This window comes from Neorhizobium alkalisoli, from assembly GCF_007829835.1.
Classification (GTDB): domain Bacteria; phylum Pseudomonadota; class Alphaproteobacteria; order Rhizobiales; family Rhizobiaceae; genus Neorhizobium.
Genome location: NZ_VIWP01000001.1, coordinates 711,232 through 724,402 on the forward strand (window position 1 = coordinate 711,232; position 13,171 = coordinate 724,402).

At 60.2% G+C, this 13,171-nt stretch carries 9 protein-coding genes; 8 read left to right on the top strand and 1 reads right to left on the bottom strand.

Features of this window, described 5'->3' with window-relative positions; genetic code table 11:
- The first annotated feature begins 75 nt into the window (after nt 1-75).
- The 7 genes from FHW37_RS03150 to FHW37_RS03180 all read left to right on the top strand — a co-directional run bounded on the left by FHW37_RS03150 (nt 76) and on the right by FHW37_RS03180 (nt 7,838).
- Entirely contained in the window at nt 76-1,695 is a 1,620-nt protein-coding gene (locus FHW37_RS03150) for an ABC transporter substrate-binding protein (RefSeq protein WP_145632349.1), read from the top strand.
- A gap of 77 nt (nt 1,696-1,772) precedes the next feature.
- The gene (locus FHW37_RS03155) at nt 1,773-2,783 is read left to right on the top strand and encodes an ABC transporter permease (protein WP_145633818.1); all 1,011 of its coding nucleotides are present in this window, start codon (nt 1,773-1,775) and stop codon (nt 2,781-2,783) included.
- 7 nt (nt 2,784-2,790) lie between these two features.
- The gene (gene nikC, locus FHW37_RS03160) at nt 2,791-3,735 is read left to right on the top strand and encodes a nickel transporter permease (RefSeq protein ID WP_145632351.1); all 945 of its coding nucleotides are present in this window, start codon (nt 2,791-2,793) and stop codon (nt 3,733-3,735) included.
- Complete coding sequence (locus tag FHW37_RS03165; protein ID WP_145632354.1) at nt 3,728-4,594, top strand: ABC transporter ATP-binding protein; 867 nt, start codon at nt 3,728-3,730, stop codon at nt 4,592-4,594. The genes nikC and FHW37_RS03165 overlap by 8 nt, the downstream gene beginning before the upstream one ends.
- On the top strand, nt 4,591-5,376 hold the full coding sequence (locus tag FHW37_RS03170; RefSeq protein WP_145632356.1) for an ABC transporter ATP-binding protein: 786 nt from the start codon (nt 4,591-4,593) through the stop codon (nt 5,374-5,376). Before FHW37_RS03165 ends, FHW37_RS03170 begins: the two co-directional genes overlap by 4 nt.
- Entirely contained in the window at nt 5,373-6,383 is a 1,011-nt protein-coding gene (locus FHW37_RS03175; RefSeq protein WP_145632360.1) for a serine hydrolase domain-containing protein, read from the top strand. The genes FHW37_RS03170 and FHW37_RS03175 overlap by 4 nt, the downstream gene beginning before the upstream one ends.
- 96 nt (nt 6,384-6,479) lie before the next feature.
- Complete coding sequence (locus tag FHW37_RS03180; protein ID WP_145632363.1) at nt 6,480-7,838, top strand: MmgE/PrpD family protein; 1,359 nt, start codon at nt 6,480-6,482, stop codon at nt 7,836-7,838.
- A 6-nt stretch (nt 7,839-7,844) separates the two neighbouring features.
- On the opposite strand, the gene FHW37_RS03185 is transcribed toward FHW37_RS03180, so the two are convergent.
- Nucleotides 7,845-8,774 carry a LysR family transcriptional regulator gene (locus FHW37_RS03185; protein WP_145632366.1) on the bottom strand — a complete coding sequence of 310 codons (930 nt, stop codon included), beginning with the start codon at nt 8,772-8,774 and terminating at the stop codon, nt 7,845-7,847.
- 297 nt (nt 8,775-9,071) lie between these two features.
- Here FHW37_RS03185 and FHW37_RS03190 point away from each other — a divergent pair, with 297 nt between their 5' ends.
- Nucleotides 9,072-13,103, top strand: a complete 4,032-nt coding sequence (locus FHW37_RS03190) for a trifunctional serine/threonine-protein kinase/ATP-binding protein/sensor histidine kinase (protein WP_145632370.1) — start codon at nt 9,072-9,074, stop codon at nt 13,101-13,103.
- The last annotated feature ends 68 nt before the right edge of the window (nt 13,104-13,171 follow it).

Here is a 13,171-nt window from a genome sequence, read left to right on the forward strand (position 1 = left end):
TCGCATATGCCGGGGGCAAAACAGCCCCCGGTGAAAAATCAGCGCTCAAGATTCAAAACAAGGGGAACTTAAAGCATGATTACGAAACACTTTGCCAAGCACAAGAAGACGATTGCCGCTGCCACGGCAGCCGCATTGCTCGCCTCCATCAGCCTGCCGGCGCAGGCCGCCACGCCTACTTCTGCTCTTGTCATGGCCTGGAATATCGACGCCATCAGCACCTTCGATCCGGCCCAGATCGGTGAAGTCGTTACCAGCGAGCTGATGCAGAATACCTGCGATTCCCTCGTCGATTTCGATCCGAAGGACGAATCCAAGGTCGTGCCACTGCTGGCCAAGAGCTGGGACGTTTCCGCCGACCGGATGCAGATCACTTTTCATCTTAATGAAGGCATGAAATTTCCGGGCGGTGCTCCGGCGACCGCCAAGGAACTGGCCTGGTCGATGCAGCGCGTCGTGCTTCTGGGCTTCGGCAATGCTGCGGCCATGACGGAATACGGCTTCAACAAGCAGAACGTCAAAGAGCGCATCACGGCTACGGATGACAACACGCTCGTGATGAAACTAGACAAGGCCTATCCGACCAACCTCATCCTACAGGCGATCGCCGCCAACCGCGTCGCGGCACTTCTCGATGAGAAGACGCTGATGTCGAAGGAAGTCAACGGCGACATGGGCAACAAGTATCTGGCCACCAACACGGCCTGCGTCGGTCCTTATCGTCTGGTGCAGTGGAATGCTGGCGAGTCGATCGTGTTGCAGGCCAATGACGAGTATTACGGCAAGAAGCCGAACCTCAAGCGCGTGCTGATCCGCCACGTGGCAGAGCCTGGTACGCAGCGCCTTCTCCTGCAGCAGGGTGACGTCGATATCGCCCGCGATCTGTCGCCGGACGATCTTGCCGATCTCGATGGCAAGCCGGGCCTGAAGGTGGAGCGCGTGCTGAAGCCGCAGCTGTTCTTCTGGACCTTCAACGCCACCGACCCGATCTTCAAGAACGAGAAGGTGCGTCTGGCGATGCGTTACCTGATCGACTATGACGGCCTCGGTAAGTCGGTCATGACCTATCTCGGTGTGCCGCGCGCCAGCTTCGCGCAGCTTGGGGCAACGGGTGCGCTCAATGCGGAAGAGGGCCAGCCCTTCAAGCTCGATATCGAAAAGGCAAAGGCGCTTCTGACGGAAGCCGGTTATCCGAACGGTTTTGAAGCGAGCGTCCTGATCGGCACGCTGCCGCATTCGGCACCGATCGCCCAGAACGTCCAGGCCAATGCTGCCAAGGTCGGCGTCAAACTCAATATCGAGCGTATGGCCAATGCCCAGCTCTTTGCCCGCATCCGCGGCCGCGAGTTCCAGACCGGCATGCAGGCATGGCAGACGGGCGTTCCGGATGCGCATGGCAATGCATCCCGCCTCGTTTCCAACCCGGACAACCGCCCGGAAGCCAAGCTGACGCAATACCCGTCCTGGCGCGCCGCCTTCCAGAACGAGGATTTTAACAAGCGCGTCGACGCCGCACTTCTTGAAGCCGACCCTGAAAAGCGCAACCAGATCTATTATCAGCTCCAGAAAGACGTGATGCAGCAGGGCCCGATGGCGATCATGTTCCAGATGTATAACATCCTGGGCATGAGCGATAAGGTCAAGAACTGGACCTGGAACGGCTTCCGCGTCTATTACGACATCGCCTCCAAGTAAGGCGGCGCTCCATGGCGGATATCACCCATTCGGTTCCCCGCGAGAGCGCGGGGAACGGGACGAAGCCCAATCCGGCAATGGTCGTGCTGAGCATTCTCGGCAGGACCCTTCTGCCCATCTTCGTCACCCTGTTCGGGCTTGCAGCCCTCACCTTCTTCATCGGCAGAATGCTGCCGATCGATCCCGTCGCCTCCATTCTCGGCGACAATGCCACCCAGGAAGCCTATGACCAGATGTCGAAGGCGCTCGGAATGGACAAGCCGCTCTGGTACCAGTTCGGCGTCTATGTGAAGGGCATCCTGTCGCTCGATTTCGGCAATGCGCTGACGACCGGCAAGCCGGTCATGGACGATATCGCCCGCGTCTTCCCGGCAACGATCGAGCTTGCCACGCTGGCGATCATCATCGGTACCGGCTTTGGCATTCCGGCCGGCGTCGTATCGGCCATGTATCGCAATTCCTGGCTCGACAATGCCATCCGCTTCACCGGCCTGATCGGGTATTCGGCGCCGAATTTCTGGCTCGGCCTGATGGGGCTAGTGCTGTTCTACGCCTCGCTCGGCTGGATCGGCGGGCCGGGGCGGATCGATTTCATCTATGAATTCGATATCGAACCGATCACCGGCTTCTACCTGATCGACACGGCTCTGGCCGGCAACTGGGAAGTGTTCCGCAACGTCTTCGGCCACATCATCCTGCCGGCCTCGATCCTCGGTTTCGGTGCGCTTGCCTATATCAGCCGCATGACGCGCAGCTTCATGATCGAACAGCTGGCGCAGGAATATATCGTCACGGCCCGCGTCAAAGGCCTGTCCTGGGCGCGCACCGTCTGGATCCATGCCTTCCGTAACGTCGCCGTGCAGGTCATGACCGTCGTGGCTTTGTCCTATGCCTTCCTGCTCGAAGGCGCGGTGCTGACGGAAACGGTGTTCGCCTGGCCCGGTTTCGGCCGCTACCTCACCAATGCGTTGCTGGTCGGCGACATGAATGCCGTGGTCGGTTGCTCGCTGCTGGTCGGCGTCATCTTCGTCACGCTCAACCTCATCTGCGATCTTCTTTATCGCGTCTTCGACCCCAGAACCCGCTGAGGCCGCCATGACAGACAAAGCCATCACCTCCCCGACGTCACCGCCACCCGTAGCTTCCGCCGGTTTTGGCGCCTGGCTGCGCGCGCCGGTGCCGACCTCGCCCTTTCATGCCCGCATACAGCAATTCTGGCTGCAATGGCGCAGGCTGCGGGCCAATGCCTCGGCATTGTTCGGCCTTTGCGTCATCACCATCCTGCTCATCGCGGCACTGCTGGCGCCATTGCTTGCCACGCATAACATTTTTGAGCAAAACCTCGCGACACGTCTTCTGGCGCCATCCGCTGAACATTGGCTCGGCACGGACGAACTCGGCCGTGACGTCTATAGTCGTCTCCTGTTCGGTGCCCGCATCACCCTCTACATCGCGCTTCTGACCACCGTCATCGTTGCGCCGATCGGGCTGATCGTCGGTACGACGGCAGGCTATCTCGGCGGCTGGGTGGATACGGTGCTGATGCGCATCGTCGACGTGTTTCTCGCCTTTCCGAACCTCATCCTGGCGCTCGCCTTTGTTGCGGCGCTCGGTCCGGGCATCCAGAACGCGATCATCGCCATCTCGCTCGCCTCCTGGCCGCCGATCGCGCGCCTGGCGCGTGCCGAAACGCTCACCATCCGCAAGTCCGATTACATCGCCGCGGTTCGCCTTCAGGGCGCATCCAGCCTGCGCATCATCTTCGGCCATATCATGCCGATGTGCATTCCCTCCGTTGTCGTGCGCGTCACGCTCAACATGGCGGCGATCATCCTGACGGCAGCGGGCCTCGGCTTCCTCGGCCTCGGTGCCCAGCCGCCGAGCCCGGAATGGGGCACGATGCTCTCCTCGGGCCGCGAATTCGTGATGACCAGCTGGTGGATCGCCGCCATTCCCGGCACCGCCATCCTGTTGGCAAGCCTTGCCTTCAACCTGCTCGGCGATGGCCTGCGCGACGTATTGGATCCCCGCCATGGATAAGCCGCTGATCGACGTCAAGGATCTGACGATCCGTTTCGAGACCCCGCAACGCACATTCGATGCGGTACGCGGCGTCTCCTTCACCATCGGCCGGGAAAAGGTCGGTATCGTCGGCGAAAGCGGCTCGGGAAAATCCCAGACCGGCCGCGCGCTGCTCAAGCTGACGCCGAAAGTGGCCAAGATCAGCGCCGGCCATATGCGCTTCAAGGAGACAGACCTTCTCGCAGCAAGCGAGAGGGACATGCGAAAAATTCGCGGCAATCGCATTTCGATGATCCTGCAGGACCCGAAATATTCGCTGAATCCGCTGATGCGGATCGGCCAGCAGATCGTTGAGGCCTATCGCCTGCATCACAATTCTCCCAAGGCCGAGGCGAAGGCCAGGGCGCTCGCCATGCTGGAATCGGTACAGATCCGCGATCCGGAACGGGTCTTCAAGCTCTATCCGCACGAAGTTTCCGGCGGCATGGGTCAACGCATCATGATCGCCATGATGCTGATCCCCGAGCCGGACCTGATCATCGCCGACGAGCCGACTTCGGCGCTCGACGTGACTGTGCGCCGTCAGGTGCTGACCATCCTCGACGAACTTGTGACGCGCCGCGGCACCGGCCTGATGTTCATCAGCCACGACCTCAATCTCGTTGCCGATTTCTGCGACCGTGTTCTGGTCATGTATGCCGGCCGCATCATGGAAGACCTGCCGGCCAAGGATCTGCACAAGGCGCAACATCCCTATACGCAGGCGCTACTGCAGAGCCTGCCGCGGCTCGATGTCGAGGCAGACGAGCTGACGGTGCCGGTGCGCGATCCGGCCTGGCTCGACGGTCCCGTCTATCGCAACGGAGTTCTGGCATGATCGCTGCGAGACCCCTTATCGAGGCGATCGGCCTCTCCATCAGTTTTGGCCCGAACCATGCCCGCAACCGTGTCGTCGATGACGTTTCGTTCCGCATCGGAAAAGGCGAGGCCTATGGCCTGATCGGCGAATCCGGCTGCGGCAAGTCGACCATTCTGCGCGCGCTGTCAGGCCTCAACAGCGATTATCAGGGCGCCTTGACGCTTGCCGATCGCGAACTACCGAAAAAGCGCGGCAAGGATTTTTACCGCCGCGCCCAGATGGTGTTTCAGGATCCTTATGGTTCATTACATCCCCGCAAGATTGTCGAAAAGGTTCTGACCGAGCCACTCGTTATCCACGGCATGGACCGGGTCTCCGAACGCATCGCCGAGACGCTGGATGCGGTGGGCCTTGGGGCCTCTTTTCGCTACCGTTATCCACACGAACTATCCGGCGGCCAGCGCCAGCGTGTAGCGATCGCCCGTGCTTTGATTATCGAGCCGGAAATCCTGCTGCTCGATGAGCCGACCTCGGCGCTCGACGTCTCGGTGCAGGCGGAAATCCTCAATCTGCTGAAGCGCCTGCGTGTCGAGCGGAACCTTACCTATCTGATGGTGTCGCACGATCTGGCAGTCATCGCCCATATCTGCGAGCGGGCCGGCATGATGTATAAGGGCCGCATCATCGAGGAACTGACATCGCAGCAGATCCGCAGCTCCGATGCAAAGGAAGACTATACCAAGGAATTCCTGCAAGCGAGCGTCGAGGCTGTCGCCCGCGGTCCGGAGGTGGTGGCATGAACGCCGCCTCAGCCTCGGCCAATCCCGGCAAGGATTGGGAATGGCATGGAAACGAAGCCAGAGCCGGTTTTGATAGCCAGGGCCTCGAGGCGTTACGTTCCTTTGCGGCAACCCAAGCGACCGACATGCTTTTCGTCGTCAGGCACGGCAGGATCGTCCTGTCGCTTGGCGAGCCGGATCGAAAATTTCTCTGCCACTCCATGCGCAAGAGCTTTCTTGCGGCGCTGATCGGCCTGGAGGTCGAGGAAGGGCGGATCGATCTCTCCGCAACTCTCGAAAGCCTCGGCATCGACGACCGCGAAGGCCTGAGCGACATCGAAAAGCAGGCAACGGTCTACGACCTCCTGACAGCACGCTCCGGCATCTATCACGCTGCGGGCTATGAGACGCCTTGGATGCGGCGGATCAAGGAGGCGCGCCATTCGCATGCGCCGGGTACCTTCTGGTGCTACAACAACTGGGATTTCAACGCCCTCGGCACGATCTTCGAGAAGTTGACTGGGGAGACGGTGCATCAGGCCTTCGCGCGCCGGATCGCCGGCCCGATCGGCATGCAGGATTTTGTGCTGGATGGCGAAAAGCCCGACGGCTGGCACGAAAGTTTCGATATCAGCGAACACCGCGCCTATCCCTTCCGCATGTCGAGCCGCGATCTGGCCCGTTTCGGGCAGCTCTTTCTGCAGCAGGGGCTTTGGAATGACGCGAAAATTCTGCCGTCCGGCTGGGCGCAGGAATGCGTCATGCCCTATTCGCATGCCGGCACCCATGGCGCTTACGGCTATATGTGGTGGCTGGAGCGCGACGGCGTTTTTCTGCCTGGTGTTGTCACTCCCAAAGGAAGTTACGCTGCGATGGGTGCAGGTGGGCATTATTGCCTCGTCATTCCGGCACTCGATATGGTCGTGGTGCATCGCGTCGATACCGAAATCCGTGGCCGTGAGGTGACGCGTTTCGGCATGGGAAAATTGTTGCGTCTGCTGCTCGCGGCCATGAACGACACGTCCTGACCACGCTTCCATCTCCGCATATTTCCTTTTCCCTGAAACGCGCCCATCGGCGCGACAGGGTTCGCTTTTCCAATTTTCAGCAACAGGCCTTCGAACATGACCGTCATCGAAACCATCGCAAACTGGTGCTCCGCACCGCCGACCAGCAGTGACACTGCCCGCCGTCTGGGGCGTGAAGCGATCGCCGATACGATCGCCTGCATGTATGCAGGCCGCAAGGATATGAGCACGCAAGCCGTTGCCGACGCCTTCGGCTGGCAATTGGCGGGCGAGGCGGCACTTGTCACCGGCGGCCGGCAGTCACCATCCGTGGCCGCGCTGGTCAATGGCACGGCGGCCCATGCCCTCGATTATGATGACAATTTCCGGCCGGGCATGAGCCATGCATCGGCGGTCATCGTGCCGGCTCTGCTCGCGATCACCGATCGAGTTGGCGCCAGCGGCCGCATGCTGGTCGATGCCTATCTCGTTGCTCTGCAGGCGCAGGCCTTTGTCGGAAGCGGTGTCGCCGGCTCACATTACACTGCCGGTTGGCATGGGACCTCGACCGTCGGCAGCATCGGCACGGCGGCCGGGGTTGCAAAGCTGCTCGGGCTCGATGCCATTGGCATCGCACGGGCGCTGTCGCTCGGCGCCAGCATGGCCTCCGGCACGAAGGGGCAGTTCGGCACCCCCGTAAAACCGTTCCATGCGGGCATGGCGGCACGCAATGCCGTCGAGGCGGCTTTGCTGGCAGCGGAAGGTCTTCGCGGAAGACTTGATATTCTGGAAGGCGAACAGGGTTTTCTGGAAATGTTCGGCGGCAGCCGGCCTGTCGGCTACGATGTCGATGAAATCGCTGCAACGCGCGAACACACGATCGAAACGGTCGGCGTGATGCCGAAAATGCATCCCTGCTGCGGTTCGACCCATCTCATCGTCGACGCTGTTCTCGACCTGATGCAGGAGAAGACAATCGAACCCGACGCGATCACCTCTGCCGAATGCCATGTCGGCATCGCCAATTACCGCAACCTTGCCTATTCCGAGCCGAAGGACGAGATGCAGGCGCGGTTTTCCATGCAATATTGCCTCGCATTGGCGCTTCGCAAGAAGACGCTCTCCCTCTCGGACTTCACACCTAGCGCGGTCGGGAGTTTTGCAAGCGATCCGCTGCTGCCGAAAATTTCCATGACGCATTACAGCGCCGAGGAAGAAGCTGCCGCAAAATCCCATCTGCCGCACAAGCTGAAAATCACACTGGCAGACGGGACGGTGCTGGAAACGCAGCGCGCAGCCGCACGCGGTGGTCTAACGGATCCGTTCTCGGATGCTGCGCGCGGTACAAAGATCGGAGATTGCCTTGACGACGTGGCGAATGTCGACGTGATCAAGGCAAAGCTGGAGCAGCTTGACGATCAGCCCGACCTGCATTTTCTCGGGGCGATTTTCGATCGCCGCGCCGACGCCGCCTGAAAGCGTTCAGGGCAGAGCGACGCGGTCGGCCAGCATCCCGACCTCCTCTGCCCTGTTCCAGAACCGGCCAGCGCTTTTGCATCGCAGACGGAAGGAACGGTAGAGCCTGATCTCCACGACCATGTCATAGGCGGGATCGGCAGCTCTCACGAGCTGCTTGTTCCGGATCTCGTTGACGGCAAGGCTTTCGGGAATCCAGGCGACACCGTGGCCGGCAACGGCCATGGCCTTCAGCGCGGCGGACATGGCGTTTTCATAAACGGTGTTGAGCTGGAAGGGCGCCCTTTCGAAAATCGTCTTCGGCAAGGCCTGGGCAAAGAAGGAACTGTCCCGGTAGCTGAGATAGTTCACCGGCGCCCCACCGATCTTCAGCTGATGCACGGGCTGACCAGTCTCGTCCGGCGCGGAAATGGCAATCACGCGTTCGGATCCCAGCGTCAGATAGGGATGTTCCGCCAGATCGCGTATCGCCGGCACGCATTCATGCGCATAGGTCAGCAGAAAATCGCACTCGTTGCGAAGCAGTTTCGAGACATTTCCGGAAAACGAGGAATAGGCTTCGGCAAAACGGGTCCGGAACGGTTCGCCCAATGCCTCGACCTTTTCCATCCACAGGGGGAAAAAGGTCAGGACCAGCGTGCTCATCGTTGCGAAGGAAAGCACTTCTTCAGGCGCGCTATGCTTCTGCAGCGTTTCTTCCCGAAGCGCCGAAATCGTGTCGACCGCCTTGCGTGCCCGCGGCAGAAAACTTTCGCCGGCCGGTGTGAGGCGAACGGGATAAGTCGAGCGATCGACCAGCGGCAGGCCTGCCCATTGCTCAAGCTGCTTGATACGGCGGCTAAGCGCCGACTGGGTGATATTCCGGTCCTCGGCGGCAGCCGTGAAATTCATGAAATGGCTGAGAGAGAGGAAATCCTCTAACCACTTCACTTCCATGGAATGTCTCCGTATCGCTGACCAAAGGGAAACATGTCACGGTGCGACTTGCCCCGCAAGTCGGACGCCGGAAGTGGCTTGGCAGTCTGCTGCCGGAGAGGTCACGGATGCTCACGGCAAATCGGAAAATCGCCTCGATATCCTATCCGCAACGGCGCCATTTGGCGGCTGCGTTGAACGATATGAATGTAATTTGAAGATTGCTCACCAAAAGATTTGCTGCATCGCAAAATCGTTTTGACAGTGCCTGACCCGGGTGCTTTTCGTGTCGTCTCAAGCGAAGCCCCAGGTACATTGATGACATACGCTTTTGGAAACCGGCAGATTTTTGGTCGGGATGCCGAACTCGACATGCTCCTCCAGGCCTATAAGCGCGTCGCGCAGACGGGTTTTGGCGAAATCGTCCTGATCGGCGGCGCCGCCGGCTTCGGCAAGACTTCGCTGGTCAACGCATTTCTGTCGGCGAATGGTACGATACGCCATGCCATCGGCAAGGCCGATGAGGCTTTTCAGCGGGTTCCTTATAGTGCGGTTCTCAAGGCGCTTGGCACATTGCTGCCGGCGCAGGCGATCGAGGAATTCGCGTCTGTCCGCGATGCCGGCTCGCTGGCCGCCGCCAACAGGGTCAAGGACCGGCTCATCGCTGCCATTCAGTCCTGCGCGTCACCGCAATCGCCCCTCGTCCTCTTGATCGACGATCTTCACTGGCTCGACGAAAGCTCCATGCAGCTCATGCGCTCGCTGTCCGAGCGTGGTTTTCGAGACATGCTGGTTGTCGGAGCCTATCGAAACGACGACCAGACGAATTTCGGCGATGCCGGCCTTGAGAGCTTTCTCGGCGACACCGCGGTGCGCGTCACCGACATCACCCTCAAGACGCTTGCCTACGAAGCGGTCGAAGGCCTCGTTTCCTCGAAACAGTTCGGAGAAACGACCGGGCCACTGGCGCGGCTGGTCCAGTCCGTCGCCGCCGGCAATCCGTTTCATATCCAGCTCATCCTGAATGTCCTTGGCCGGGCCGAAACCGCACCGGATCTCGCCCAGTTCGTTTCGGATCAGAAGAACTGGAGCCTCAATGCGCTTTTGAGCCGTATCGTCACGGAGCTGCCGGCCGAGACACGGCGTCTCCTCGAATTTGCAGCCTGCATCGGCTTTACCGGCGAAAACGCCCTGATGATGTCCACGACGGGTATCTCGTCCGAAGTCTTCGCCCGCGCCGTGGAACCGGCAATCCTGCTTGGTCTTCTGCAGACGGAGGATGCCGCCTGGGAATTCTCGCATGATGCCGTGCGCGAGCATATCCGCGCCAATCTCAGCAAGGCGGAGCGTACTGAAAGGCACGCTTGCATCGCCAGATCCATGCTGAGCCTGAAAGCGTCATCGACGGATCAGCAGCTGGCCGTGGCCGAACAGATCGTGAAGGCCAAGCACAGCCCGATCCTGCTTGAAGATCTCTCCCCGGCCCTTGCTGCCCTCGACAGGGCGGCAAAGATCGCAAAGGCGGTGGGCGCTCTCGACGGCGCCCTGCGATATGCCGAAAAGGGTATCGAACTCGTCTCGCTGCTGGATATATCCGACAGATATCACTGGATTTTTGCGGAACTGCGATGCGCCATCCTGGTCGACCGCCATGGCGCGGCGGTCGATGATCACGAACTGGAGCGGCTGGTCGAACATGCCGAGTCGGCGCCGGAGAGGGCCAGGGCCGCCCGGTTGAAGGCGGCAGTTCTGATCCTGCGAGGGCATTTCGAGCAGGCGATCGAAGTCGCGCTGACGGGGCTTGCCTTGCTCGATGTCAGGCTTACGAGAAAACCGTCCGCCACCGAGCTCGATTGTGCGCACAAGGCGGTGTCTGCCGCAGTCGGAAAACTGAAGCTCGAAACAATCTCCGAGCAGCCTCGCCTTATCGATGAAACGGTCATGGTGGCCATGGATCTTCTGGCGACCCTGCAATCCTCGTTCTTCTCGGATGACGGGCTGAAATTCCTGCATACGGCCAAGATCGTCGAGCTGTCTGCAACCCATGGCGTCAGCGAGGCGACCTGTTACGGCCTGGCGTGGTGCGGTGTATGCGTCGCCAGCGAATACCGCGATTTCGAGATGGCGCTGGCCATGGCGGAGGCAGCCGTGGCGCTCTCGCAGAGCCATTCCTTCCAGGCCTACAGGACATCGGCACTTGTCGCGCTGGATCAGGTTTCCGTCTGGCTACGCCCGCTTTCCTATTCGCTTTCGCGCGCCAAGGAAGCATTCGAGCATGGCAAGAACAGCGGCGATATCAGCATGGCATGTTATGCCACGAACCATATCGTTTCCGATCTTCTCGCCATGGGCGCGCCTCTTTCAGTGGTCAGCAACGAGGCCAATCGCGGCATTGCGATGGCGCGAAGCGTCGGCTTCGAGGAGGTCATCCGCATCCTTGAGGTCCAGCTCGCTTTTGTCGAAGGCCTGAAGGATTGCGCAAGGGAGCCCGGCTCCATCGTCGCGATTGCCACGTCGGATGCCGCTTCGGAAATGTCACCGCTGGTGTTCTGGGGACACCTGTTCGAGGGCATCTCGCAATTTTATTGCGGACGAATTGCACTCGCGGCGAAATCCCTCGCAGAAGCGCGCAAATGGAAATGGACGACACCGGCCCATATTCACCTCGCCGACCTGCATTTTTACGCAGCGCTCTCCGATCGCATGCTGGGGATCGATGCGCCGGAAAACGAAGGGCAAGGCATCCTTCGTGACCTCGCCGAACAGAACCCGTCGACATTCGCGAACAAGGTCGCCTTTATCGACGCCGAACTCGCCCGTGCCGCCGGCGATACGATCGGAGCGCTTCGCCAGTACGAACTCTCGATCAAGGCTGCGAAACAAGCCGGCTTCCTGCACGAGCTTGCGCTTGTCCACGAACGTGTCGGCCGTCTTGCGCTTGATATCGGTCTTTCATTTTCGGCCTTCAGCCACATTCGACAGGCACAGGCAAACTATCAGAAATGGGGGGCGGAGCAGCAGGCCGATCGCCTTCGCAGGGAATTCGCCGAGGTGTTTTCGGTCCCCGTCGATGTCGAGCTTCCCGACCAGAGCATTCCGCCGATCGAAAGAGCAGATTCGCTGATCAACGATCTGATCAGCGCCGCCATCGAATATTCCGGTGCGATGCGCGGACAGTTGATCAGCGTGGATGGCGATACATACAGTGTCATTGCAAGCACGCGTTTCCGTGACGGGCTGACAAGCTTCACGACCGAACCGACCCTTCTGACACATGAAATGGCGCCGGCATCGATCATCAAGCTGGTCGTCGAATCCGCCCGCTCGCTTCGCTACGGCAATGCGCTGGCCGAGGCCGGAGATATCCATGCCGCCAGCCTGAGCGAATGCTCCGTCCGGTCGCTGTTATGCGTTCCGCTGATGGACGGAAACAGGGTGTTTGGCGTCCTGTATCTGGAAAACAATGCCGTCAGCGACGCCTTCTCCCTTGAGGCGGAGCAGGCAATCGAGCTCTTCGCCATCGCGACGACGGAATCAATCCGGTTGAAGGCGCAGCTGCAGGAACAGCACCGCGGCAGCAGCGCGAAAAAGGCACGGGAAAGCGCCATTACCAATGCACGCGCCGAGCTGATCAAGAATTCGCATGTCAGTGTGCTCGGAGGAATGGCGGCGTCGATCGTGCACGAGATCAACCAGCCGCTGTCGGCCATTGTGACATTCGCCCATTCCGGCATTCGCTGGCTGAAGCAGCCAGTGCCGCAGATTGAAAACGCGATCTCGAATTTTACCAGGATCGAGCAATCCGGCGTTCGGGCCAGCAACATCATTTCCGCACTGCGCGCCCTGGCGAAGCAGGCGCCTGCCAATCTCGAATTCATCGATCTCAAGGATGTCGTGAATGATGTCCTGGCGGTCGTCGAGACAGACAGCCGAACCCAGAGTGTCGAGATCGAGTGCGAGCTTGCCGAAGGCGGGTTGCTGTTCGCAGATCCGATCCAGGTCCAGCAGGTGGTGCTGAACCTGATGACCAATGCGATCGACGCGATGGATGCACTGACGACTGGTCGGCGGCTGAAAATCGCAAGCGAGATCAGGGATTCCTTCGTGATCCTTGCGGTGACCGACACAGGCAGCGGCGTGCCGCCCTCCGTGCGGGAATCGATCTTCGACCCGTTCTTCACGACGAAGGACAAGGGTCTGGGTATGGGGCTTGCCATCTGCAAGACCATTGCCGAAGTCCATGGCGGCAGCCTTGGCATCGGAAGCTCGAACGCATCGGGCACGACGATGATCTTCCGCCTGCCTCTGACGGCTCGTCCGGCCGGTGATGGTTCGGACATCGCAGCCTAGGATCGTGCCTGCGTCCGCTGGCAAAAGATTTGGTGACGTCCTTTGCCAGCTAGGTCTTTCAGCGCATG

Coding starts and splice junctions, on each gene's coding strand:
- FHW37_RS03150 (WP_145632349.1), top strand. CDS start 76: ATGATTACGAAACACTTTGCCAAGCACAAGAAGACGATTGCCGCTGCC.
- FHW37_RS03155 (WP_145633818.1), top strand. CDS start 1,773: ATGGTCGTGCTGAGCATTCTCGGCAGGACCCTTCTGCCCATCTTCGTC.
- nikC (WP_145632351.1), top strand. CDS start 2,791: ATGACAGACAAAGCCATCACCTCCCCGACGTCACCGCCACCCGTAGCT.
- FHW37_RS03165 (WP_145632354.1), top strand. CDS start 3,728: ATGGATAAGCCGCTGATCGACGTCAAGGATCTGACGATCCGTTTCGAG.
- FHW37_RS03170 (WP_145632356.1), top strand. CDS start 4,591: ATGATCGCTGCGAGACCCCTTATCGAGGCGATCGGCCTCTCCATCAGT.
- FHW37_RS03175 (WP_145632360.1), top strand. CDS start 5,373: ATGAACGCCGCCTCAGCCTCGGCCAATCCCGGCAAGGATTGGGAATGG.
- FHW37_RS03180 (WP_145632363.1), top strand. CDS start 6,480: ATGACCGTCATCGAAACCATCGCAAACTGGTGCTCCGCACCGCCGACC.
- FHW37_RS03185 (WP_145632366.1), bottom strand. CDS start 8,774: ATGGAAGTGAAGTGGTTAGAGGATTTCCTCTCTCTCAGCCATTTCATG.
- FHW37_RS03190 (WP_145632370.1), top strand. CDS start 9,072: ATGACATACGCTTTTGGAAACCGGCAGATTTTTGGTCGGGATGCCGAA.